23 protein-coding genes, 1 tRNA gene and 1 pseudogene are annotated in these 21,789 nt (G+C 38.3%); 17 read left to right on the forward strand and 8 right to left on the reverse strand.

The window, feature by feature from the left end; all coding sequences use genetic code 11:
• The first annotated feature begins 376 nt into the window (after positions 1–376).
• Positions 377–747, forward strand: a pseudogene (locus tag ACLCDL_RS17175) (DUF4142 domain-containing protein).
• A gap of 15 nt (positions 748–762) precedes the next feature.
• Positions 763–1,734, forward strand: coding sequence for an MBL fold metallo-hydrolase (locus ACLCDL_RS17180; RefSeq protein ID WP_423149647.1), 972 nt, complete (start codon positions 763–765; stop codon positions 1,732–1,734).
• A gap of 54 nt (positions 1,735–1,788) precedes the next feature.
• On the opposite strand, the gene ACLCDL_RS17185 is transcribed toward ACLCDL_RS17180, so the two are convergent.
• The gene (locus ACLCDL_RS17185) at positions 1,789–2,991 is read right to left on the reverse strand and encodes a DUF763 domain-containing protein (protein ID WP_423149648.1); all 1,203 of its coding nucleotides are present in this window, start codon (positions 2,989–2,991) and stop codon (positions 1,789–1,791) included.
• A gap of 144 nt (positions 2,992–3,135) precedes the next feature.
• Between ACLCDL_RS17185 and ACLCDL_RS17190 the strand changes: the two genes are divergently transcribed.
• The 3 genes from ACLCDL_RS17190 to ACLCDL_RS17200 all read left to right on the forward strand — a co-directional run bounded on the left by ACLCDL_RS17190 (position 3,136) and on the right by ACLCDL_RS17200 (position 6,302).
• Positions 3,136–3,711, forward strand: a complete 576-nt coding sequence (locus tag ACLCDL_RS17190; protein ID WP_423149649.1) for an NADPH-dependent FMN reductase — start codon at positions 3,136–3,138, stop codon at positions 3,709–3,711.
• A gap of 243 nt (positions 3,712–3,954) precedes the next feature.
• Positions 3,955–5,274, forward strand: coding sequence for a cytochrome ubiquinol oxidase subunit I (locus ACLCDL_RS17195; protein WP_423149650.1), 1,320 nt, complete (start codon positions 3,955–3,957; stop codon positions 5,272–5,274).
• A 14-nt stretch (positions 5,275–5,288) separates the two neighbouring features.
• Positions 5,289–6,302: a cytochrome d ubiquinol oxidase subunit II gene (locus ACLCDL_RS17200; protein WP_423149651.1), complete on the forward strand. Its 1,014-nt coding sequence runs from the start codon at positions 5,289–5,291 to the stop codon at positions 6,300–6,302.
• 39 nt (positions 6,303–6,341) lie between these two features.
• Here ACLCDL_RS17200 and ACLCDL_RS17205 read toward each other — a convergent pair whose 3' ends face one another.
• The gene (locus ACLCDL_RS17205; protein ID WP_423149652.1) at positions 6,342–7,292 is read right to left on the reverse strand and encodes an NADP-dependent oxidoreductase; all 951 of its coding nucleotides are present in this window, start codon (positions 7,290–7,292) and stop codon (positions 6,342–6,344) included.
• A gap of 114 nt (positions 7,293–7,406) precedes the next feature.
• Between ACLCDL_RS17205 and ACLCDL_RS17210 the strand changes: the two genes are divergently transcribed.
• Positions 7,407–7,733 carry an MmcQ/YjbR family DNA-binding protein gene (locus tag ACLCDL_RS17210; RefSeq protein WP_423149653.1) on the forward strand — a complete coding sequence of 109 codons (327 nt, stop codon included), beginning with the start codon at positions 7,407–7,409 and terminating at the stop codon, positions 7,731–7,733.
• A gap of 109 nt (positions 7,734–7,842) precedes the next feature.
• On the opposite strand, the gene ACLCDL_RS17215 is transcribed toward ACLCDL_RS17210, so the two are convergent.
• Both ACLCDL_RS17215 and ACLCDL_RS17220 read right to left on the reverse strand, forming a co-directional pair.
• Positions 7,843–9,012 (reverse strand): hypothetical protein, encoded by a 1,170-nt coding sequence (locus ACLCDL_RS17215; protein WP_423149654.1) that lies wholly within the window; start codon positions 9,010–9,012, stop codon positions 7,843–7,845.
• Complete coding sequence (locus ACLCDL_RS17220) at positions 9,009–9,986, reverse strand: DUF2157 domain-containing protein (RefSeq protein ID WP_423149655.1); 978 nt, start codon at positions 9,984–9,986, stop codon at positions 9,009–9,011. The genes ACLCDL_RS17215 and ACLCDL_RS17220 overlap by 4 nt, the downstream gene beginning before the upstream one ends.
• A 90-nt stretch (positions 9,987–10,076) precedes the next feature.
• Here ACLCDL_RS17220 and ACLCDL_RS17225 point away from each other — a divergent pair, with 90 nt between their 5' ends.
• The 3 genes from ACLCDL_RS17225 (at position 10,077) to ACLCDL_RS17235 (ending at position 12,941) form a co-directional block, all read left to right on the forward strand.
• Positions 10,077–10,862, forward strand: a complete 786-nt coding sequence (locus ACLCDL_RS17225) for an SGNH/GDSL hydrolase family protein (RefSeq protein WP_423149656.1) — start codon at positions 10,077–10,079, stop codon at positions 10,860–10,862.
• An 88-nt stretch (positions 10,863–10,950) separates the two neighbouring features.
• The gene (locus ACLCDL_RS17230; protein WP_423149657.1) at positions 10,951–11,853 is read left to right on the forward strand and encodes an NmrA family NAD(P)-binding protein; all 903 of its coding nucleotides are present in this window, start codon (positions 10,951–10,953) and stop codon (positions 11,851–11,853) included.
• Between the two features lie 167 nt (positions 11,854–12,020).
• Positions 12,021–12,941 (forward strand): helix-turn-helix domain-containing protein, encoded by a 921-nt coding sequence (locus ACLCDL_RS17235; protein ID WP_423149658.1) that lies wholly within the window; start codon positions 12,021–12,023, stop codon positions 12,939–12,941.
• 308 nt (positions 12,942–13,249) lie between these two features.
• On the opposite strand, the gene ACLCDL_RS17240 is transcribed toward ACLCDL_RS17235, so the two are convergent.
• Together ACLCDL_RS17240 and ACLCDL_RS17245 are read right to left on the reverse strand one after the other, a co-directional pair.
• A tRNA-Lys gene (locus ACLCDL_RS17240) sits at positions 13,250–13,322 on the reverse strand.
• A 147-nt stretch (positions 13,323–13,469) separates the two neighbouring features.
• On the reverse strand, positions 13,470–14,486 hold the full coding sequence (locus ACLCDL_RS17245; protein WP_423149659.1) for a Gfo/Idh/MocA family oxidoreductase: 1,017 nt from the start codon (positions 14,484–14,486) through the stop codon (positions 13,470–13,472).
• A 167-nt stretch (positions 14,487–14,653) separates the two neighbouring features.
• On the opposite strand from ACLCDL_RS17245, the gene ACLCDL_RS17250 reads away from it, so the two are divergent.
• From ACLCDL_RS17250 to ACLCDL_RS17265, 4 genes are read left to right on the forward strand one after another with little or no spacing between them, the layout of a single operon-like run.
• Complete coding sequence (locus ACLCDL_RS17250) at positions 14,654–15,508, forward strand: bifunctional helix-turn-helix domain-containing protein/methylated-DNA--[protein]-cysteine S-methyltransferase (protein ID WP_423149660.1); 855 nt, start codon at positions 14,654–14,656, stop codon at positions 15,506–15,508.
• Between the two features lie 7 nt (positions 15,509–15,515).
• Positions 15,516–16,229, forward strand: a complete 714-nt coding sequence (locus ACLCDL_RS17255; protein ID WP_423149661.1) for a 2OG-Fe(II) oxygenase — start codon at positions 15,516–15,518, stop codon at positions 16,227–16,229.
• A 4-nt stretch (positions 16,230–16,233) separates the two neighbouring features.
• Positions 16,234–16,479 carry an Ada metal-binding domain-containing protein gene (locus tag ACLCDL_RS17260; protein ID WP_423149662.1) on the forward strand — a complete coding sequence of 82 codons (246 nt, stop codon included), beginning with the start codon at positions 16,234–16,236 and terminating at the stop codon, positions 16,477–16,479.
• On the forward strand, positions 16,466–17,068 hold the full coding sequence (locus ACLCDL_RS17265; protein ID WP_423149663.1) for an alpha-ketoglutarate-dependent dioxygenase AlkB family protein: 603 nt from the start codon (positions 16,466–16,468) through the stop codon (positions 17,066–17,068). Before ACLCDL_RS17260 ends, ACLCDL_RS17265 begins: the two co-directional genes overlap by 14 nt.
• Positions 17,069–17,078: 10 nt before the next feature.
• On the opposite strand, the gene ACLCDL_RS17270 is transcribed toward ACLCDL_RS17265, so the two are convergent.
• Positions 17,079–17,420 (reverse strand): hypothetical protein, encoded by a 342-nt coding sequence (locus tag ACLCDL_RS17270; protein WP_423149664.1) that lies wholly within the window; start codon positions 17,418–17,420, stop codon positions 17,079–17,081.
• Positions 17,421–17,735: 315 nt separating this feature from the next.
• Between ACLCDL_RS17270 and ACLCDL_RS17275 the strand changes: the two genes are divergently transcribed.
• The 3 genes from ACLCDL_RS17275 to ACLCDL_RS17285 all read left to right on the forward strand — a co-directional run bounded on the left by ACLCDL_RS17275 (position 17,736) and on the right by ACLCDL_RS17285 (position 19,825).
• The gene (locus ACLCDL_RS17275) at positions 17,736–18,683 is read left to right on the forward strand and encodes an SMP-30/gluconolactonase/LRE family protein (RefSeq protein ID WP_423149665.1); all 948 of its coding nucleotides are present in this window, start codon (positions 17,736–17,738) and stop codon (positions 18,681–18,683) included.
• A gap of 120 nt (positions 18,684–18,803) precedes the next feature.
• A complete protein-coding gene (locus ACLCDL_RS17280) occupies positions 18,804–19,154 on the forward strand; it encodes a LiaF transmembrane domain-containing protein (protein WP_423149666.1) in 351 nt (116 codons plus the stop codon).
• A 170-nt stretch (positions 19,155–19,324) separates the two neighbouring features.
• Positions 19,325–19,825 carry a DinB family protein gene (locus ACLCDL_RS17285; protein ID WP_423149667.1) on the forward strand — a complete coding sequence of 167 codons (501 nt, stop codon included), beginning with the start codon at positions 19,325–19,327 and terminating at the stop codon, positions 19,823–19,825.
• Between the two features lie 49 nt (positions 19,826–19,874).
• Here ACLCDL_RS17285 and ACLCDL_RS17290 read toward each other — a convergent pair whose 3' ends face one another.
• On the reverse strand, positions 19,875–21,194 hold the full coding sequence (locus ACLCDL_RS17290; protein ID WP_423149668.1) for a hypothetical protein: 1,320 nt from the start codon (positions 21,192–21,194) through the stop codon (positions 19,875–19,877).
• 217 nt (positions 21,195–21,411) lie between these two features.
• Between ACLCDL_RS17290 and ACLCDL_RS17295 the strand changes: the two genes are divergently transcribed.
• On the forward strand, positions 21,412–21,765 hold the full coding sequence (locus ACLCDL_RS17295) for a YciI family protein (RefSeq protein WP_423149669.1): 354 nt from the start codon (positions 21,412–21,414) through the stop codon (positions 21,763–21,765).
• The last annotated feature ends 24 nt before the right edge of the window (positions 21,766–21,789 follow it).

Here is a 21,789-nt window from a genome sequence, read left to right on the forward strand (position 1 = left end):
TAAAACTGAATTTAAATGGAATGAGCCCGATGGAATATCGAGCTCATTATTACAAATCTAATAACTAAATTCGTCCAAACTTTTGGGGGCAGTCCATGTGATGCAGCCTCTTTTGTTTCACTAATTCTTCATTTTCAGATAATAAAAACTCAACATAAAGTTTCCATGTTGTTTTAATACAATACCGCTGAAAATGAAAATCACCTTACTATTACCTGTACTGTTTATCAGCGTTTTAAGCTATGGGCCGGTTAATAGAATTTATTCAGATCGTAATGAAATATTAGCTTCGGATCTAGCCTTTCAAAGTATCGCCGATATTACCGCAACTAATTTCCCGGCAAATGCAACAAAGGCAGGGCTGAAAGAGGTTGAAATGGGAACTTTGGCACAGCAGAAAGCTAAAAATTCCTGTGTTAAGAATTTCGCTGCTATGATGGTAGCCGATCATGCAAAATCCAATAATGAAATTAAACAAATGGCGGCGGCTAAAAGTATCGGCATTGTATCAACTGTTACTACCCCTGACCTTCCTATGAAAGATTATACTTCAAATGGTTTTGATATCGAATATATGGTGATGATGATCAAGATCATGGCCGGGCAATAAGTTTATACAAGCGGGCCGTTAGTAATGTAGCTGATGGGGAGATAAAGAAGTACGCGAAGAAAACGCTGCCTGTTTTACAAAAGCATTTAGATTCTGCCAGGGTAATATACCCCGCTTTACGTCCCTGGAATCAATAATAAATCAGAAGGAATATGGAAACACAAGAGTTGGAAGTAAGTGAAAATACAGTGAAGGGCCGTGATTATTTTAATGTCGCCCCGGGCGTTTGGGGGATGAAAATAGTCTTTGTGAACATATATATGGTAGCCACAGAGAGCAATAACTGGGTTCTTGTAGATGCAGGCTTGAAAGGATCGGCCAATAAAATAAAGCGCATGGCCGAAGATTTATTCGGTGAGGGAGCCAAACCCAAATGTATTATTCTTACACACGGGCATTTTGACCATGTAGGAGCTTTAACTGATCTTTCAGATATGTGGCATGTTCCTATTTATGCTCATTCGCTTGAACTGCCTTATCTGAAAGGCCTTTCTTCTTATCCACCGCCTGATCCTTTAGTTGGAGGGGGACTGATGAGTTTAATGTCATGGACGTATCCCCGCAAACCTAAAAATATGGGAAGAAAAGTCTTTAAACTTAAAACAGACGGAACTTTGCCTAATATGGAGGAGTGGAGGTATATTCATACACCTGGCCACGCTCCGGGCCATATTTCCCTTTATCGGGAGTCTGATGGAACATTGATCGCGGGGGATGCATTCGTGACTACTAAACAGGAATCCTTGCTGGCAGTAATTACTCAAAAGAAAGAAATAAGCGGGCCGCCAAAGTATTTTACAATAGACTGGAAAGCAGCAGCGGATTCGGTAAAAGAGCTTGCAGCGTTGAATCCGCAGGTTGGTGCCACCGGACATGGAAAACCAATGTACGGAGAAGAATTAAATACTGCTTTAACCTATCTCGCTGAACATTTCGAAGAAGTAGCTGTGCCTGACACGGGACGTTATGTAAAAGAACCTGCGCTGGCAAACGATAAAGGGATAAAATATATTCCTAAACCGCTTGTTAGTACCGGGCTTATTGCTGCTGTAGCAGTGGCAAGTACACTGATTGCTTTTGCAACTATATGGCAATTGAAAAGGCGAGGGATGATGGTAAAGTGAGTAAGTATCAAGTAATAAGTATCAAGTAGTAAGTTAAGTTGCAGGTAGAAAGTGTTAAAATAGTTTTAACTGGGTGCTTGCCGGTGGCTTGGCTTTTCCAAATACAGTACGCCCGCCATATTTCCAGGAGTCTGCACGTTCTTTTTCTATGAGCTGTTCGAAATTGCTGTTTGGAATAAAATCTTTTTCTGCCCTCTGTGCAATTTCCGTTAGTTTTTTAATTGCCTGTTGTTTATCAGATTGTCCGATTTTAGCCCTATGAACAGCATTTTGGAGTGTAGTGATTGTTTCATCATACACCTTAAGAGGAACAGGGAAAGGATGGCCGTCTTTTCCGCCGTGAGCAAATGAGAAACGGGCGGGATCTTTAAAACGAGACGGAGTTCCATAAATAACTTCGCTTACCAAAGCCAGCGACTGTAAAGTTCGCGGTCCTAATCCTTCCAGCAACAAGAGATCTTCAAAATTTGAGGGATTCTTTTCCTGCGCAAGCCACAATACTGCTCCCAGTCTTTTTAAGTCAACATCTTTTGACCGTACATCGTGATGAGAGGGCATTACCAGCTTTTGCACTTCCTTGAGCATAGTCGCCGGCGATTCTTTGCTTATAGACATTACTGCATTTCTGGCGTCAGATGCTTCTTTTGCAACCATGTTTACTATTGTTCCCTGATTGGTACCACAGATGCCTGTGTGAGGTTCATCCACAAAAGATGTGAGAGAGGAAGAGTGCCAGTGATATCTGCGTGCCATTGAACTGCCGTTACACATTCCTTGCTGTACAACTGTCCAGTCACCTTCATTACTAACTATAAAATTGTGGGTGTATAGCTGAAATCCATCCTGAACAGCTGTATTATCTACTTTTGCACTTAATTTGCTGCAACGAACAAGATAATTTCCATCAAGACCGGTTTTGTTGCCAACATGAATTAATTCATTCGGAGCCTGCCTGGACGATTTGCCCTTACCGCCGCAGATATAAATCCCCAGTTCTTTTGAATGCGGATTTACCGCCCGTTTTAAAGCTCCCATTACAGAAGTAGTTATCCCTGAAGAATGCCAGTCCATTCCCATAACGGCTCCAAAGCTTTGAAACCAGAACGGATCGCCTAAGCGTCGTAAAATTTCAGCCTTTCCATATTCAGAAATAATAGCTTCGGTAATAGCTAAACCTAATTTAGCCATCCGCTCAGCAAGCCATTTGGGAATGTAGCCATAATGTAAAGGAAGATCAGCACTGCCGGACCGTTTCATTGCTAACAAAGTTAGCAATTTTATTGGCTTTTCGAAATACGTTCTGATTTGTTTTATTAAAACAATAGTAGGAAACCGGACTTATAAATCCAGAAGCTATATTCCGCTGGAATAATTGAATCTGAAAAATTAAAAACTTAAAGCATGTATAAACTGAAAATTATTTCATCAACAGTGCGGCCGGGTAGAAAAGGTCCTATCGTAGCCGGTTGGATAACGGAGATTGCGAAAAAGAACGGGAACTTCCAGGTGGAGTTGCTCGATCTCGGCGTTATCAATCTGCCTATGATGGACGAACCGAATCATCCAGTATTAAAAAAGTATGAACACGAGCATACTAAATGGTGGAGCGCTAAGATTGATGAAGCCGATGCCTTTATTTTTGTAACAGCGGAATACGATTATAATTATCCGGCTCCCTTACGAAATGCAATCGAGTACTTATCGCAGGAGTGGGGGTATAAAGCAGCTGGAATAGTAAGTTATGGAGGAGTTTCTGCGGGAACACGTGCACAGAACAGTTTAAAGAATGATCTTGCGTCCTTAAAAGTTGTGGCGCTTAACGAATCTGTAAATTTTCCTTTTTTTCAGCAGAATATTAATGATAAAAACGAATTTGAAGCAAACGAAATTTCTTATAAAGCAGCAGAAACAATGCTGAAACAGTTGCTTCGCTGGACAAAAGGCTTGAAGGTTATTCGGGAGGACAAAGAATTATAAGTTAAACCTATTAAGTAAGTTTATCTTTTGCTTATATGCAACGCATAGGATTGTGATAGCCAGAAAGAGATCAGAAGGATAAGATTAACAGAAAAGAAATATAGAAGACCTTAACTAATAATCATACAGGAAGTATTGATTGTCCGGTAAAGAGGGTTTTTTCTTATACTTTACGTATCTTGCAACGATTTAAGAGGGGAGTGCACAGGTACATAAAATGTACGAAATTTTAACTTCTTTTTCATGGATGATTTTTTAGCTGCCCGCTCTCAGATGGCCCTTTCTCTGGGGTTCCATATTATTTTTTCTTGTATCGGAATGGTGATGCCTTTTTTTATGGCAGTAGCACATTATTTCTGGTTAACTACAAACAATATTGTTTATAAGAATATTACAAAGGCCTGGAGTAAAGGCGTTGCAATCTTTTTTGCTACCGGGGCAGTATCCGGAACCGTATTGTCATTTGAACTGGGCTTGCTTTGGCCTGAATTTATGAAACATGCCGGGCCGATATTCGGAATGCCTTTTTCGCTGGAAGGAACAGCCTTTTTTATAGAAGCAATTGCCCTGGGCTTTTTCCTTTACGGATGGAACAGATTCAACCCCTGGTTTCATTGGTTTACGGGAGTTGTAGTGGGTGTTAGCGGCATAATTTCAGGGATATTAGTAGTTGCTGCCAATGCATGGATGAACAGTCCGGCGGGATTTGATTTTATAAACGGACAATATCTGAATATCGATCCGATGAAAGCAATGTTTAATGATGCGTGGTTTTCCCAGGCACTTCACATGTCTGTTGCGGCTTTCGTAGCAACCGGGTTTGCTGTTGCCGGTGTTCATGCACTAATGATCCTTAAAGGGAAAAATGTAGTTTTTCATCAGAGAGCTTTTAAAATTGCAGCCATCTTCGCAACAATAGCGGCCGTTTTGCAGCCCATAAGCGGCGATATTTCTGCTAAAGACGTTGCCCGCAGGCAGCCTGCGAAACTTGCTGCAATGGAAGCGCATTTTAATACGGAAAAATCAGCTCCTTTAATTCTGGGGGGCATACCAGATGCAAAGAATAAAAGAGTAGATTATGCCATTAAACTACCCGGTTTTTTAAGTTTTTTAGCTCATGGAGATTTTAATGCGGAAGTAAAAGGTCTTAACAGTATTCCTCCTGAAAATCATCCACCTGTAGCTGTTACTCATTATGCCTTCCAGATTATGGTTGGCTTGGGAGTTATCATGATGATAATATCAATTATTTATTTTATTAGCCTTTTTAAGAATAAAGAATGGCTTAACAGTAAGTGGCTTCTTAAACTGTTTGTGATTGCTACGCCCATGGGTTTTATAGCAGTAGAGGCAGGTTGGACAGTTACAGAAGTAGGCAGGCAGCCCTGGATCATTTACGGAGTAATGAAAACTGCTGATGCGGTTACACCAATGCCGGGTATTATCTATTCTTTTTACCTTTTTACGGCTGTATATATTTCCCTGGCTTTCATAGTTATATTCATGCTTTACAGGCAAATTAAGATGGTTGACAAACTCTATGATATTCAGGTTATTGATTAAATTAAGTGTAAGAAATGCTATATGTTGTAATTGTTTTCCTCTGGACAGCTATCCTGTTATATCTGCTTCTTGGTGGTGCTGATTTTGGTGCAGGAATAATTGAACTTTTTACTTCATCAAAGAACAGGGAGCAAACAAGAAAAACGTTGTACAAGGCAATAGGGCCAGTTTGGGAAGCTAACCACATGTGGCTGATTATTGCAATTGTTATTTTGTTTGTAGGCTTTCCGGTTATTTATGCAACTATGTCGGTTTACCTGCACATTCCTTTAGTAGCTATGTTATTGGGTATTGTAGCACGAGGAACAGCATTTGCTTTCAGGCACTACGATGCGGTGGTAGATGATATGCAAGAGGTTTATAATAAGATATTTGCTTATTCGAGTTTTATTACTCCCTTGTTTCTTGGTATTATTGCTGGAAGTACAGTTTCAGGGCATATTGATATCCATGCGAATGATTTTTTATCTGCATATATTTTTAGCTGGTTAAGCTGGTTTTCTGTAGCTGTTGGGTTATTTACGGTTGCAATCTGTGGCTTTCTTGCTGCTGTTTATCTTATCGGAGAAACAGATAATCTTACTGAAAAGCGACGTTTTAAGAAGAAAGCATTGATTATGAATATTGCCGCGGTTATTTGTGGCGGACTCGTTTTTGTCGCAGCCTATATTCAGCATATTCCTTTGTGGAGCTGGATATTCGGCAACGCTATTGGAATCAGTGCTGTAACTGCAGCAAGTTTTTCGCTTGTTCTGCTCTGGTACCTGACGTTTCTTGGGAAAACTAAAATTATTCGGGTCCTTGCCGGTTTTCAGGTTACCATGATCCTGCTCGCGGTAACTTTTCAGCATTTTCCGGATATCGTGTTGCTGAAAAACGGGCAGCACCTTTCCTTAATCGAACATCAGGGCCATTATAAAACTATAGAGGCTTTGGGTATTGCTTTATTACTTGGCAGTGTGTTTATTCTGCCAGCGTTATACTACCTGATTTATAGCTTTCAGAAAAAAGCTGTATCTGTTAAGTAAAAGAATTTGTCCGATTTAAACACAAAAAAGCAAGCTTTACTAAGGAATAATTACAATTTTTCCCCTAGTATGATGAGTTTCAATTTGTCGCATTGCTTCTGCTGTTTGATCTAATGGAAACCGGGCACTTACCGGAACTTTTAAATGGCCTTTTTCAGCCATCTCTGCCAGGGCCGCAAGTTCCTTACTGTTTGGTTCAACAAAAACATAGTGGAAGTTAATGGTTTCAGGCAGATCATTTCCATGATTTAAAATTGAAACCAGTTTCCCTTTCGGTTTTAATGTATCTAAACTTTTTTGAAGGGTTTCTCCGCTGGCTGCATCAAAAATCAGATCAACTCCCTCAGGAGAAATTCTTTTGATTGCTGCTGCAAGATCTGTTTCTTTATAATCCACGGTATAATCGGCGCCCAGTTCTTTCATATACACATGGTTTTTCTCACTGGCGACCCCGATTACCGTAGCACCTTTTTCCTTGGCTAACTGTATGGCCATAGTTCCGATACCACCCGAAGCTCCCAATATTAAAACCGTTTGATTTTCCTGTAGCCTTCCTGCATCTATCAGTGATTGAAAAGCTGTTAAACCTACCAGCGGAATACCTGCTGCTTCTTCAAATGAAAGTGTTTTTGGTTTTAATGCCAGGTAACTCTCCGGTATCACTATATATTCTGCAAAGGTACCGTACTGTACTAACGGCCTCCTGGCATAAGCATAAACCTCATCTCCAACTTCAAATCGCCTTGCGCTATAAGCTCTTTCCTCTACAATGCCGGCAACATCCCAACCAGGTATTGCCGGGAAATTAATAGGAATAAATGTCTTCAGATAACCTTCGCGTACAGCTGAATCTACCGGATTTACCGCTGCTGCTTTTATTTTTACTAAAACTTCTCCTTCCTTTAGTTCCGGAAGATCAATTGTTTTGATTTGTATCTTGTCTGCAGATCCAAATTCATCATACACTGCCGCCTGCATTTGCTTTGCCATATCTTAATTAATAGCTGTCATATTATTTTGTTTAGACTTTCTTATAATCAATAGGTTCTTTAAGCATGTTTTAACTTAATTGTATATTGCTGCTGCATCAACAAACGTATATTAATGAGTACTGAAGAGTTCAAATTTCAGGCAATGTCTTTTGCCGGAACCCTGACAACGCCTCATCTTGATCGTACAGCTTTTAAGGTTGAAAAGAAAAGGATTTATGCTACTTTACACGAACCCAGTGAAACTGTTAATTTGAAACTTTCTTTAATTGACCAGTCTGTTTTTTGCACTTTTGACAAAAAAGCAGTCTATCCTGTTCCAAATAAATGGGGATTACAAGGCTGGACTACCTTTGAATTACGAATGGTTCCTGAAGAACTAATGCTCGATGCGTTGCGAACCGCCTATAAGGAAGTTTTTATTCAGGTAAAAGGGAAATAAATACTTTCATGCAGTTTAAATAAAGATCGGAGAAAAAGGTGAATGAATAAGATCAAATAGGCTTCTCTCCAGCAACCTTGTTTTACTATCAATGGTTTACCTGTCCTTATTAAAAACCACTGCTTGCACCTCCGCCTCCAAATTTACCACCTCCAAACAGCGTGCTTTCTTCAGTCGAACCTTGCCCGGTCTTGGAAAAGGTTTCAGAAATAACCAAGGATTCGACATTGAGTTTATCAATTAGATCGGGATTTTCTGTTTCGGCAGAAGTAAAACCGTTCCTTGGTATTCTTAAATAGTTAATTACAATGTATGAAATACTTAAGGTTATTATTCCGCAGAGACTGAGCGCTAATTCTAATGGTACTAAATGATAATAGTTACGTATTGTAAAAGCTGTAACAGCAATTAATAACAAGCCGGTTCGCAAAAGAGTTCTGTTTCTCTGAAGTAGACCAAAACCAATATACAAAAAAGGTAAGGTGGCGGTCCAAAGCCAGAAGAACCAATCGAAAGGAATAGACTCATTTTTGCTTCCGCTAAGCATATTTCCCAGTTCCCTTACAAAAAAATAATTGCCTGCCAGATAAAGTGTTATCAGGCTTATTGCCTGAAGTACTACTAAGCTGCCTGCATAAAATTTAGTTTTAGTGCTTCCGGCATTTTTTCTTACAAACCAGTAAATTAATCCCGAACTGAACATCAATATAAATGGGAGAGTTGTTAAGCCTAAGCCACCCATTTTTTGCCAGGCAAAAAACAGGAAAGCGAGGCATGATAAACAGCATACGGCACTCATAAGCACATCGGAAAACCGAAGGGATAAAATTGCACTTAAAATGAATATGAAGCCTGAAATCCTAAGATAATTGTCTGCATTTTTATTACTGCCTGCCCAAACAAATGCTGCTGTTAATAACCCGAACGTAATCCATAATAAAGCATCATCTGCACCCGAGCGGAAATGAAACTTTGTTTGTACAAGAAATTCCAGTGCTATATAATGAACGAGTGCAAGAAATATGAGCCAGCCATAACTTTCAATAACATGAGCATCAGCCAATATCAGGCTTAAAAAACCGGAGGAAAATATCGAGATAATAAGGGTTAGTAAAAATAATCCGGCACGTATAAACAAGTTTGGAGAGTAAAACCCTACCGGATATTTTTCTTTAATATTTCTTAATTCCTGGTTAGTGATAAGCCCGGCCTCAAATTCTTTTTCTACCTGATTTATAAGCAACAGGTTTGACAGCCAGGTTTTATTATAAATGATCATGCCGCTTTAATTTTTTTGCTTAGATTAATGAGAACCCTAGCCAGCCCGATACCTGAACCGATAAAATACAGGAAACTGAGGTAGATACTTAATTCGGCTTCTTTCATAAATAAAGTTCTTATTATAAAACCGCTTAAGGCAATGTAGCTGTAAACCATGCAAAGAAGAAGGAAGTAAAATGATTTGCTTTTTAAGGCATCCATGTATATAAACCAACTAATAATCGCTAACAGCGTAAGCCATATTAAAGAAGGTGAGTAGTTGTAATAAAAGTATCCGGATAACAAGGCGATGTATATGATATGTACGCTGTAATGATGATAAGTGAAAAAGAAATGTTTTTTCAGATTATAACGGCTCGTGGCATGTGCTGCTGCCATAAGAAAACCACCAAGAACAAGGTAAGTATAAATAACACGTTCGTTATTAAAATCCATTTTTTCCAACAGATCCTTGGGAGTAACAGTGACGCCCATCCACACGGCAAGATTGGCAATAGCAAGCGTTAAAATGCCGATATGATCAAAATAATACGCGATAAAGAATAAAGCGAGCATGGGAATAAAAGTTGCCAGGCCATATCTGTTTCCAAAAACTTCATATTGAAACTGCAGATAACCAACAAAACTTAAAAAACTTAATGTTCCCAGCAGGAGGATATAGTCAAAAAAAGAATCAGGAGATTCAGTCTTGGAATAACTGAAAGGAGCTTTCTTTTTGTTGCACCAGGCGAAACAGCCTGCGCTGACTGCAGCAATAAAAATCAGCACAGCCTGATGACTGATGCTATCGATGTTCTTATAAATTAAAATGCCCAGGCCAGAACTCAATAACAAAACGCCAGTGTATAATAAGCTCTTCAATTCCCAATAAAGAGAAAATAATGGATTGGCGTGTTTTTGCCGGATGGTATGCAGGGTATTTTCGCTGATTAATCCTTCAGCCTGAAGATCTTCAAATGTTGAATTGCGCATTGAGAGTACGATATTAAGGTATCAATTATAATATTAGTAAATACAAGTGAAAATCCGAACTTTAATTTCTGAATTCGAAATAAAAACGAGATGATTCAAAATGAAAAAATAAACCAGCGAAGGGCATTTTTAAACAAGTTTATAGGTTTAAGTGTTGCCAGCGTAATTTCTCCGGTAATTTTAACTGCAGGTTCCTATCCGCCCCCAGCGCTAACTAAGGAAGGCGAAGGTTTTGTTTTCTTGTTTCAGGGCGATTCAATCACAGATGGGAACAGGAGCCGGAATAACGATTGGAATCATGTAATGGGACATGGATATGCCTACTTAATTGCAAGCAGACTCGGTTATGATTTCCCCGTAAAAAACTTTCATTTTTTCAATCGCGGTATCAGCGGGAATAAGGTTGCCGACCTTGCAGATCGGTGGGAAGCAGATACAATTGAATTAAAACCTGATCTATTAAGTATTTTAATAGGTATTAATGATACTTCTGCTTTTATTGGCGGAGATCAAAACTATACAGCAGATCAGTATGAAAGCAACTACAGATCTCTGTTAGCTGAAACAAAACTAAAACTACCGAATGTAAAATTAGTTCTTTGCGAGCCTTTTATTCTTCCCGTAGGCAAAGTGAAAGAGAAATGGAACGAGTATTCTGCAGAAGTTGAAAAAAGGAGGGCGATAGTACGGAAAATAAGTCTTGAACAGAATGCTATACTTGTAGAATTTCAATCTGCATTTAACAGGGCGCTAAAATTAGCTCCGGCAGAATATTGGATATGGGACGGAATTCATCCGATGCCTGCAGGACACGAATTGATGGCCAGAGAGTGGATAAACCAGGTGAGTAAACAAATGAAATTTATAAAAAGGTAGCACCTGATTTTCGGCTACAACAAAAGCAGATTCGGCTACACCTGTTTTTTGATTGTTGCAGAGTTTTGCAATATCAAAAAACAATGAAATGAAAATTATAGTAACAGGTTCATTAGGACACATCAGCAAGCCGTTGACACAGGAGTTAGTGGAAAAAGGGCATTTAGTCACAGTTGTAAGCAGTAAACCCGAAAGACGAACAGCAATTGAAGCATTAGGTGCAAAAGCAGCTATTGGTACAATGGAAGACGCTGATTTTCTGTCGGCGACCTTTCAAGGAGCAGATATTGTTTATGCTATGGAAGCCATTGCAGCAGGCAGCTTCTTTGATCAAAATCTTGATTTTAAGGCCGCAAATATCAAAATAGGTACAAATTATAAAGAAGCGATTCAGCAATCGGGCGTAAAACGCATAATACATTTAAGCAGCATTGGTGCTCACATGGAAAAGGGAAATGGTATTCTTGCTTTTCACTATGAGTTGGAAAAGATTTTGAATGAACTGCCAGGCGATGTTTCTATTAAGTTTATGCGTCCTGTAGGTTTCTACTATAATATGTTTGCTTTTATACAAAGTATAAAAACACGGGGTGAAATTATTCAAAATTATGGTGGAGATGAGCGGGAGCCCTGGGTTTCGCCTATTGATATCGCCACTGTGATAGCCGAAGAGATGGAAGCGCCTTTCACCGGAAGAACAATTCGTTATATCGCAAGTGATGAATTTTCTCCAAATGAGGCAGCCAAAATTTTGGGTGAAGCAATCGGAAAGGCGGATTTGAAATGGGTGGCTATTCCCGATGAACAATTTTTAAATGGACTGGTTGCAGCAGGAATGAATCCCAAAACAGCAAAAGGCTTTGTAGAAATGAATGCAGCAAGAAGGGGCGGTGTATTGTACGAAGATTATCAACGCAACAAACCCGCATTAGGACGAGTAAAATTGAAAGATTTTGCGACAGAATTTGCAACAGTTTATCATCAGCAATAAATGATCTCCGTATGCATTAAGTGATAAAAAATGATCGAAAAGTTACAGCAATAACATTATTCAGCAGCAGTATCTGCGAATCGTTCCGTTCTTTAGCGAAGAACGGAACGAACGTATTGTAAGCTCAACTCCTTAGGATTATATTTAATTATATTTAAAATTTTGGTATGGCAAATACAAAATCATACAGAATTAAAACGATCAATGAATTTCATCAGATCAGAGGCTTATCCAAGCCCGAACATTCGTTGATCAGTGTGATAGATTATAGTACAATTAAGCATTCCGAAGAAAATAATGTGTACAATTGGGTATTGGATTTTTATTCTATTTCTTTAAAAAGAACCTCGAACGTCAAACTCAAATATGGGCAGCAGCAGTATGATTTCGACGAAGGTGTCTTGTTTTTTATGGCCCCAGGCCAGGTTTTTAGTGTAGAGGTAAACGAAAGCGAGAAACCGGCACATAAAGGCTGGATGTTGCTTATTCATCCGGATTTCTTTTGGAATACTTCACTTGCAAAAAATATACACCGATACGAATACTTCAATTATTCAGTCAACGAGGCGTTATTTCTGTCAGAAAAGGAAGAAGCTACCATTACTGGTATTGTTCAAAACATTGAACAAGAATATCATTCCAATATTGACAAGTTCAGCCAGGGTATTATCATCTCTCAAATTGAAACTTTGCTGAATTATGCGGAGCGTTTTTACCAGCGGCAGTTCATCACAAGGAAAATAACAAATCACAAAGTTCTTGACCGTTTGGAGAAGTTACTCACTGATTATTTCCGTAGCGAGGATCTGGCAACAAAAGGTTTGCCTACGGTTCAATACATTGCGGATACATTAAATGTTTCGCCCGGTTATTTAAGCAGCCTGTTAAAAGTGCTTACGGGCCAAAGTACACAGCAGCACATTCACGAAAAGTTAATTGGGAACGCGAAGGAAAAGCTATCCACAACCAACCTCTCAGTGAGTGAGATTGCATATGAATTAGGTTTTGAACATCCGCAGTCATTCAGTAAGTTATTTAAAGCGAAGACGAAGCTTTCGCCTCTTGAATTCAGGCAATCATTTAATTGATTAAAAATAATACGATCAAGTTAGCAGAAGGAATAACAAGTAACGGTTAGCTGAACAGGAAAACATATAGCAGATATTTATCTAATCCGCGAATATTTTTTATGGAATTCCCGATATGTACATTTAAGTAATGTCTTAAATAGTTATTTACTTATTTGATGTTCTGCTGGTATTTACGTATCGCAAGGCTGGATTTTTAAAATAAACAAATGAAATAACGTTAGATCTGTAAGGCGGGCTATTTATGTAGTCGAACTGCTTGATGGAAACAAGAAAGCCACTGAATTTCAGTGGCTTTCTTGTTTACGTGATCCCGCTGGGACTCGAACCCAGGACCCCAACATTAAAAGTGTTATGCTCTACCGGCTGAGCTACGGAATCAACCTTTTCGGTACCCTTTATCGTTTCCGTTAAAGTGGTGCAAATATAGAGTTATATCTGTTATGCTGCAAGTAGTGGTTTGAACTTTTTGTAAAAATCAACTTAACTTATTAAAACACAGTTTAAAAAATTTAAAAACAAAACATTTTATTCCTGTTCCAGCATCTCCAGCTGCCATATAATCTCCTCCTGCTTTATTGGATAAGGAACATCCAGCCTGATATGGTTATAAATATCACTGAAAAGATCCATGTATTTTCCCTTTAAGGATGGTAGTTCCATATTTTCTTTATTACCATTTTCATTAATCCAGCTCAGCAACCCTTCTTTTCCCTGATCTTCAATGCCAAATCCGGGATCGGAAGGAAGTATTTCTTTTATCAACTGGTCTTCCTGGACGTCTGTTCTGTCCTTAATAAAAGTACCCAGGCTACCATTTATCACGTAAGAAGGTAACGGATTTACAACCAGCATACTCGCGGTGAGGAATACGTTTACCTGTTCGGGGTAAACGAGGTGAAAAGTTACATAATCATCCACCTGTGAATCTTTTCTGTAAATCCCTTTTGTTTTTGTGAAAGACAAAGGTTTTCCAAAAAGGCAGATAGCCTGGTCTAATAAATGAGCGCCGAGGTCATAGGCAAGCCCGCTTCCGGCTACAGGCGTTTCTTTGAATTTTTTAGGTCCGATTGCGTTTCTATACCTGTCAAATCGAATGTGTAGCTCAATAAGTTTTCCAAGTTTGTTGCTTTTTATTGCCTCTATTACAGAAAGAAAATCGCTGTTGTACCTTCTGTTCTGATAAACCATAATCTTTTTACCTGTTTCATCTGCAAGCTTAAACAATTCCTTAGCTTCAGCTACGGTTGGGGTAAATGGCTTTTCAACAAGTACATGTTTTCCGGCAAGAAGAGCCTTCTTAGTAAATTCATAATGTGTATTGTTGGGCGTATTTACAATAACTAATTCAATAGCAGGATCAGCAATCAATTCGTCCACAGAGTTATAACTTTTTATATTCTGATAACGTTTTGAAGCATTTTTTTCATGTCTTTCGGTTACAGCATAAAGTTCAAAGCCAGGATGAACATAGATAAAAGGTGCATGAAAAAGCTTTCCTGACATGCCGTAAGAAAGAATTCCCGTGATAATTGGATTATTCATAATTAAAATTTAAAACAAAGTAATACCAGTGAAGAGACAAATATATCTTATTCTTACCTGTAATTTCTTTGATTCTATGCTAATCCTTATTAAAGTTTAAACTCAGCAAGTTTCGGGTAGGAGGAGGGTATGTCGTATCATAATTTTGTTTAACAAATACGAAAAAGATGACAGAGCAAAACAAAACGAATTACAACAGGATTGCCGAGGCGATAGCCTATATTAAAAGTAATTTTAAAGCCCAGCCAGGCTTAGAGGAAGTTGCAGAAAAGGTGAACCTCAGTCCGTTTCATTTTCAGCGGGTTTTTACAGAATGGGCAGGAGTAAGCCCTAAAAAGTTTTTACAATATATTACGGTGGAGTATGCAAAGAACCTGCTGAAAGAAAACCAGGCTACACTGTTTGAAACGGCTTTTGAAACAGGACTTTCCGGAACTTCACGTTTGCACGATTTGTTTGTAAAAATTGAAGGGATGACCCCCGGCGAATATAAAAACGGGGGCGAAAACCTTTCTATAAATTACAGCTATGCCGAAAGTCCCTTTGGCAAGATACTCGTCGCTTCAACTTTTAAAGGGATATGCTATATCGCTTTTGCTGATAACGAACGGGAGGCATTACAGAAAATGCAGTTGAAATTTCCCAAGGCGTCTTATCGGCAAATGGCGGATTTGATTCAGCAGAACGCACTTGCAGTTTTTAAGTACGATTGGACAAAGCTAAGCCAGATAAAGCTTCATTTAAAAGGAACTGATTTCCAGTTAAAAGTTTGGGAAACACTTTTAAAGATTCCTATGGGAGGAGTATCTACATATGGAACTATTGCAAAAAAAATACAGCTACCTACTGCTTCCAGAGCCGTAGGAACCGCTATTGGCGAGAATCCCGTCGCTTTCCTGATTCCCTGCCATCGTGTAATACAGTCTACCGGCGTTTTAGGGCAGTATCATTGGGGAATCATACGTAAAACAGCTATGATAGGATGGGAAGCAGCGCAGACTGAATTAAGCAGAGCATTATAGCAGATCTATGAATAATATAACTGAAAAAATAAAGAGCATTCTGTGGAATAATGTTCGCGGAGATATAAATGAAAAAGGGTTTGCCCTGCTACCTCAATTGCTGTCGGTTGAAAATTGCAATGAATTAAAAAGGGATTATAACCACGGTGATTTATATCGTAAAACGGTTTGTATGGAACGTTACCGGTTTGGTTTTGGCGAATATAAATATTTTAACTACCCTCTGCCCGAAATTATTCAAACGATCAGACAGGAAGTTTACCCTCATCTTGTACCGGTTGCAAACGGCTGGATGAATGCTTTAAATCTGCAAACTAATTTTCCGGCAACATTTTTAGAGTTGCAGGCGCATTGTCATAACCATAATCAAAAACAGCCAGCTGTTCTTATTCTGAAATATGGCAAAGGCGGACATAATACCTTACATCAGGATTTATATGGTGAAATTTTCTTTCCGATCCAACTGGTATTATTTCTGAATGAACCCGACAGGGATTACACAGGAGGAGAGTTTGTATTGACTCAGCAGATTCCAAGAGCGCAATCCAAAGCGATTGTTCTAAAACCAGGAAAAGGAGATATGCTGATTTTTACAACTAATTTTCGTCCTGTTAAAGGAAACAAGGGCTATTATCGTGTAAATATGAAACATGGTGTAAGCGAGGTGCACGAAGGTGAAAGGTACACCTTAGGCATTATTTTTCACGATGCTTTAACATAAGAACATGTTTCTGCATAGTAAAATAAGCGATAGTGAATTGAGAAAACTAATCCGTGATGGTTCAATTTCTTTTGGAGGAAACCTAAAACTTAAAATTTACGGTACACTCACGTGTAAATCAGGCAAGCGAATGAAAAAGCAAAACCGGGTTTTCTTTGAAACAGAAAATGATGCGAAAGAAAACGGCTTCCGCCCCTGCGGAAGTTGCATGAAAAGCGATTATTTAAAATGGAAGTATGGACTTATTTAATACAGAAAGAGTAGTTAATTTACTGCCTTACGATGGTGTTGCAAATTACTACGGGAGAATAGTAGATAAACAGCAGGCAAATTATTATTTCGACCGCTTACTTCATACAATACAATGGAAAAATGATGAAGCCATCATTTTTGGAAAACATATAATTACCAAAAGAAAAGCAGCCTGGTACGGAGATTCTGATTACTTGTACACGTATTCAAATACTACTAAACAAGCGTTAGTATGGACTCCGGAGCTGTTATCCCTCAAACAAATAGTAGAAGAGCTCACAGAAAAGCAATTTAATTCATGTCTGTTAAATTTATACCATACAGGAGAAGAAGGTATGGCCTGGCATAGCGACGATGAAAAATCACTGGGCAAGGACACTGTTATAGCTTCATTTAGTTTTGGTGCCGAGCGTAAGTTTGCTTTTAAACATAAAAAAACAAAAATTTCTACCTCGCTCATTTTAGAAAACGGCAGTTTGCTAATAATGAAAGGTGCTACTCAAACAAACTGGCTTCATTGCTTACCTAAAACAAAGAAAGTAAGTAAGCCCAGAATAAATTTAACCTTTAGGACTATTGTGAATTGATCTTCGCAGGTTAAACCTCTATCTGTTTACTTAACAGGTCGTTATATTTTTCAAGAAGTTCTATGTATTTATTCATCCAGTAAATTTCCTCCTGTTTAGTATTTTCTTCATCCATATTTCTTTCAGCGGTTTCTTTTACCGGGTTTTCTAAATTCAAATCAGGAAATTCACTCGAAAAATCATATCCTGCAGCTTTCCCGATAGTAGATATGATTTCAGGGTTGAGTTCCTGAAGGCTTAACCATTTATTTATTATACGAGGGGTCTCGCCAATTATTCGTGATAGTTCGGCAATACTTACTTTAATTTCTTTGAGGGTACTTTTAATAATTTGTCCCTGGTGCTTCTTCATAGGTAATAAAAGGATCGATGTTAAGCTAATTTAGTGTATAGAATGCAAAAGATACATACGTAACAAAAATATTTATTCGGGATGACTGGAGTATATTAAAAAGCCCTCTGAAAAACAGAAGGCAAAAGTTCTTTCTTTAATGAAAAATGTAGGGTGATAATAAAGGTAGAAAAAAAATATAACTAATTGTATATTAGTGTAGAAAAAAATAAAGAACGATATCGGTTACAATAAAACAGCAACTTTAATCTTTATATAAAAGGACATTCAGTAAAAAAAATTATCTTGCTTCCCTTATCAGGCTTATTTGAATAAATGAATATAATTCCTAAAAACTTATTGGCTATTTTGCTTTTATCGTGTTTTTCCTGCTATTCCTGTGCTTCGGGCAGCAGGCTTTCAGGTAGTTTAGCTTCGCAAACAGATTCTACTTCACACACCATGTTAATTGAAAAAGGCGCCAAACTTCAGTTAGTTTCAAAACAGTTCAGCTTTACAGAAGGGCCGGCTGCAGATAAAAAAGGAAATATTTTTTTTACAGATCAGCCTAATGATAAAATATGGAAATATAGTACAGATGGCAAGCTCTCTGTTTTTTTAGATAATTCCGGCCGCTCTAATGGTTTATATTTTGATAAAAAGGGAAATCTTATTGCATGTGCTGATGAACATAACCAGCTGTGGTCAATAAGTCCGGAAAAGGAGGTTACAGTTCTGTTAAAAGATTTTGGAGGAAAGCTTTTAAACGGGCCGAATGATTTATGGGTAGATACAAATGGCGGAATTTATTTTACCGATCCTTATTATCATCGCGATTACTGGAACAGAGATAAGCAGGAAATTGAAAAACAGAATTTATATTATTTACCTAAAGGGGAAAATCAGGCAATAATTGTGGATGATAACTTTGTGCAACCGAATGGAATTATTGGAACACCGGATGGTACTTCTCTCTTTGTAGCGGATATAGGAGCCGGTAAAACCTACAGATATACCATAAATGCTGTAGGACAGTTAACTAATAAACAGCTATTTGTGGAGCAGGGATCCGACGGAATGACGCTCGACCAGGAGGGGAATCTTTACTTAACTGGTAAAGGAGTTACAGTTTATAATAAGGGCGGAGAAAAAGTTCTTCACATAGATGTCCCTGAACCCTGGACAGGAAACTTAACGTTTGGCGGAAAGGATAGAAATATCCTTTTTATTACGGCTTCAAAAGCAATTTATACGCTAAAAATGCAGGTAAAAGGAGCCAAATAAAAATTTCCCCTTATTTACCGACCGGATTATTTACTTTACCGAAAAGTTCATGCAATTCACCTAATTCCCATTGTTGTGCCTTCAATGCTGTTGTACTTTTGAGATATAAAAATAACAGCCATGAACACTTTAACAAACCTCAAACAACAATTAACAGGAAAAACAATTGCCGGATTAATACTCCTTTTTATCGGATCGCTCTTTCTTGCTCAAAATTTCGGATTTAGTTTCCCTTCCTGGCTGAATGCCGGACCCATTATTGTTCTTGCAGTTGGAATATTTTCAGGTATAAAAAATGATTTTAAGAAGCCGCTGGCTTATATATTGATTTTTATAGGTTCCTTTTTTCTTATTCAGGATATTTTTTCATCAGTAGGTGTTTTTATTCCTTCTTTTCCTTTTGTCCTGATAGGAGTGGGACTTTATATGATCCTGAAACAATACCTGCGTTCAAAAGTAATCATTCATTAAAATTCTCCTGCTTCAGGCAGTCGTTATATATGAGGAGCCTTCTTATTCAGGAAGGCTCTTTTTTTATTCCTTCTGTTTTATTTTCAATAAAAAAATGATATTAAAATAATCCTGCTGACATAAGGTTGTCATTGCTTATGAGTTACTTTGTATAACAAAACAAAAAAGCTATGCCAACACTAATTCAATTATTATTAACAGAACTTGATCAGGAAGCAGAAACAACAAGGAAAATGTTATCCAAGGTGCCAAACGATAAGTATGACTGGCAACCTCATGAAAAAAGCATGTCTGTACGCCGGCTTGCTACGCATATTGCTGAGCTTCCTTCGTGGATTTCAATGGCTTTGACTACTGATGGACTGGATTTTGCCAACAATCCATATACTCCTGAAGTAATTAACAACACGGAGGAGTTGCTGAATTATTTTGAGAAGTGCCTTGCCGACGGAAGATCGCACCTGCAGAACGCCCGGGAAGATCAATTCTGGGAAAATTGGACACTGAGCAACGGAGATCAGATTTACAGTAAATCCAGTAAATACGAAGTTATCCGGATGAGTTTTTCGCAGATTATTCACCACAGAGCACAATTAGGCGTATTTCTTCGTCTGCTAAATATTCCAATACCTGGTAGTTATGGCCCGAGTGCAGATGACGACGGATTTTAGTAAAAGAAGCTGTTGTATTCCTGCCGGGAGTACAACAGCTTTCAACTAATTATTCATTTTTAAATTCCACAGTATATTCGGATAAGTATTCTCCTATATCGTCATGATTGTCTTTGAAAAATAAACGGGCTTTCTGCCCTAATTTCAAACAGGTGTTTTTATTTTCTTTATCTGTTGATGAACTTAATGGTTGTACTGAAGGATACCAGAGAGTATGTCCGGGTTTGTTAAGTAGTAGTTCCGGTTTTGACCATTGCTGCGAATTGTTACCGTGCCCTAAATCTTTATTCTTGTTAAATGAAATGTAAATACTGCTGCCTTTCCAGGAAGGGCCTTCGGCTTTTGCCATTAACATAACCCAGGCTTTTAAATAGGTGTTCCAGCTTACTGAAGGGCCCCAGTAATATTTCCCGGTAGGAGAAGAGGTTGCTCCACCTCCGGCTGACTTCGGAATTTGGAGGGAAGCTATGGGTTTTCCTGTAGCATTATAAGGAGTATTAAAATCTTTTCCGCCCCATCTTTTCGCTTTTCCTGCCGGATTGTCCAATTCTTTTAGTGGGATTCGCGCCATACTAATGCATTGGGCAGAATGTTCAATATCTTGATTGTATGTTGCAGGATTATAAGTTCCGGGGTAACCGTACTCGCTAAAGAAGATATAAAGGTAATCGCCGCTGGCAACTGCAGACGGATCACCAACGCCGCCGGCAAAATTAATTGAAGTGTTATGCGGTTTTAAAATCATCCGTGTCTGCAAATCTTCAAGAATAATTCCTTTATCAATCCAGCTGCGTCCGCCATCTACAGATTTCATAATTCCAATTCGACAAACCGCGGCTGCAGAAGTCGGGCCTTTTAAACCTTCTGGCCATTTTGTATCTATATATCCTTTTCCGGTAGAAGGATTATAAGGCAACGTAGCAGGATAATTCTCATTATGATACAATGCAAATAAAGTTTTGTCGCTTTTATCTCGTGGGTCCTGGTAAATGGTTTCAAACCATACTGCTCCGTGTAGGCCAGGTTTTCCGGGTGCAACATTTTCCGGCATTTTGGGTTCAATAAATTCTTCCGATTTCCGACTGAAAGCTTCATCAACAGTAAACCCATTTGTAAATTTTAATTCACGTGAGTTTCCCCAGACAGGATCTTCTCCATATTTACCAGGGAAGATCCGAAATGTATCGGCAATCCATACTTCTGCCATATTACAATCCACAAAAGAATTAAACAGGAACTTTTTTCCGGGAATGAGCACCGCTTTCAGTTTTTTTGTTTTTGTCGGATGGGTCTTTTTTGAAGGAATAATAAAGGCTGAAGCGATAAGCAGAATGCTTACAATACCAATAATGAAATATTTTTTTGTCATTTATTTCCGTTTTTACACCGGTATATAAATTACTCAAATTTTCAAGAATAGTATTGTTAAATTTTTGAAAAAGATATAGAGCTAAAAGTTGTCTTCATTTAATGAATAAGAAAGCACCTGCAAATAATTATTGCATAAAAGATTTTATATTTTGTCCAATTACGCCAGCCTTCTTTGATATATGGTAAAACATTAATAAAAATTAATTTTAATCAAAATGGAAGAATTTATTTTAATTTTCAGACACGAAGACGGACAAAAAGTAGCTTCACCTGAACAAATTCAAATCTGGATGAAACAAACAATGGACTGGATAGGCGGCATTGCTGCACAGAATAAATTTTCGGGAGGCAATGGCCTTCCATTTGAGGGTGCCAGAGTGGTAAGACATAATAATATTGTTACCAACGGGCCTTTTGGCGACATAAAAGAAACCATCGGTGGTTACATTATTGTTAAAGCAGATACAGTAGAAGAAGCGGTTGAATTTGCAAAAGGTTGTCCGGTATTACAAGGTGAAGGGAATAGTGTAGAAGTGCGAAAAATTGCAAAAGGAGACAACATTCATTAAATCGTTAACGCCTCTGTATTAAAT

It is taken from the genome of Rubrilithobacter danxiaensis (assembly GCF_047272945.1).
Taxonomy (GTDB): domain Bacteria; phylum Bacteroidota; class Bacteroidia; order Sphingobacteriales; family Sphingobacteriaceae; genus Rubrolithibacter; species Rubrolithibacter danxiaensis.

Coding starts and splice junctions, on each gene's coding strand:
- ACLCDL_RS17180 (WP_423149647.1), top strand. CDS start 763: ATGGAAACACAAGAGTTGGAAGTAAGTGAAAATACAGTGAAGGGCCGT.
- ACLCDL_RS17185 (WP_423149648.1), bottom strand. CDS start 2,991: ATGAAACGGTCCGGCAGTGCTGATCTTCCTTTACATTATGGCTACATT.
- ACLCDL_RS17190 (WP_423149649.1), top strand. CDS start 3,136: ATGTATAAACTGAAAATTATTTCATCAACAGTGCGGCCGGGTAGAAAA.
- ACLCDL_RS17195 (WP_423149650.1), top strand. CDS start 3,955: ATGGATGATTTTTTAGCTGCCCGCTCTCAGATGGCCCTTTCTCTGGGG.
- ACLCDL_RS17200 (WP_423149651.1), top strand. CDS start 5,289: ATGCTATATGTTGTAATTGTTTTCCTCTGGACAGCTATCCTGTTATAT.
- ACLCDL_RS17205 (WP_423149652.1), bottom strand. CDS start 7,292: ATGGCAAAGCAAATGCAGGCGGCAGTGTATGATGAATTTGGATCTGCA.
- ACLCDL_RS17210 (WP_423149653.1), top strand. CDS start 7,407: ATGAGTACTGAAGAGTTCAAATTTCAGGCAATGTCTTTTGCCGGAACC.
- ACLCDL_RS17215 (WP_423149654.1), bottom strand. CDS start 9,012: ATGATCATTTATAATAAAACCTGGCTGTCAAACCTGTTGCTTATAAAT.
- ACLCDL_RS17220 (WP_423149655.1), bottom strand. CDS start 9,986: ATGCGCAATTCAACATTTGAAGATCTTCAGGCTGAAGGATTAATCAGC.
- ACLCDL_RS17225 (WP_423149656.1), top strand. CDS start 10,077: ATGATTCAAAATGAAAAAATAAACCAGCGAAGGGCATTTTTAAACAAG.
- ACLCDL_RS17230 (WP_423149657.1), top strand. CDS start 10,951: ATGAAAATTATAGTAACAGGTTCATTAGGACACATCAGCAAGCCGTTG.
- ACLCDL_RS17235 (WP_423149658.1), top strand. CDS start 12,021: ATGGCAAATACAAAATCATACAGAATTAAAACGATCAATGAATTTCAT.
- ACLCDL_RS17245 (WP_423149659.1), bottom strand. CDS start 14,486: ATGAATAATCCAATTATCACGGGAATTCTTTCTTACGGCATGTCAGGA.
- ACLCDL_RS17250 (WP_423149660.1), top strand. CDS start 14,654: ATGACAGAGCAAAACAAAACGAATTACAACAGGATTGCCGAGGCGATA.
- ACLCDL_RS17255 (WP_423149661.1), top strand. CDS start 15,516: ATGAATAATATAACTGAAAAAATAAAGAGCATTCTGTGGAATAATGTT.
- ACLCDL_RS17260 (WP_423149662.1), top strand. CDS start 16,234: ATGTTTCTGCATAGTAAAATAAGCGATAGTGAATTGAGAAAACTAATC.
- ACLCDL_RS17265 (WP_423149663.1), top strand. CDS start 16,466: ATGGACTTATTTAATACAGAAAGAGTAGTTAATTTACTGCCTTACGAT.
- ACLCDL_RS17270 (WP_423149664.1), bottom strand. CDS start 17,420: ATGAAGAAGCACCAGGGACAAATTATTAAAAGTACCCTCAAAGAAATT.
- ACLCDL_RS17275 (WP_423149665.1), top strand. CDS start 17,736: ATGAATATAATTCCTAAAAACTTATTGGCTATTTTGCTTTTATCGTGT.
- ACLCDL_RS17280 (WP_423149666.1), top strand. CDS start 18,804: ATGAACACTTTAACAAACCTCAAACAACAATTAACAGGAAAAACAATT.
- ACLCDL_RS17285 (WP_423149667.1), top strand. CDS start 19,325: ATGCCAACACTAATTCAATTATTATTAACAGAACTTGATCAGGAAGCA.
- ACLCDL_RS17290 (WP_423149668.1), bottom strand. CDS start 21,194: ATGACAAAAAAATATTTCATTATTGGTATTGTAAGCATTCTGCTTATC.
- ACLCDL_RS17295 (WP_423149669.1), top strand. CDS start 21,412: ATGGAAGAATTTATTTTAATTTTCAGACACGAAGACGGACAAAAAGTA.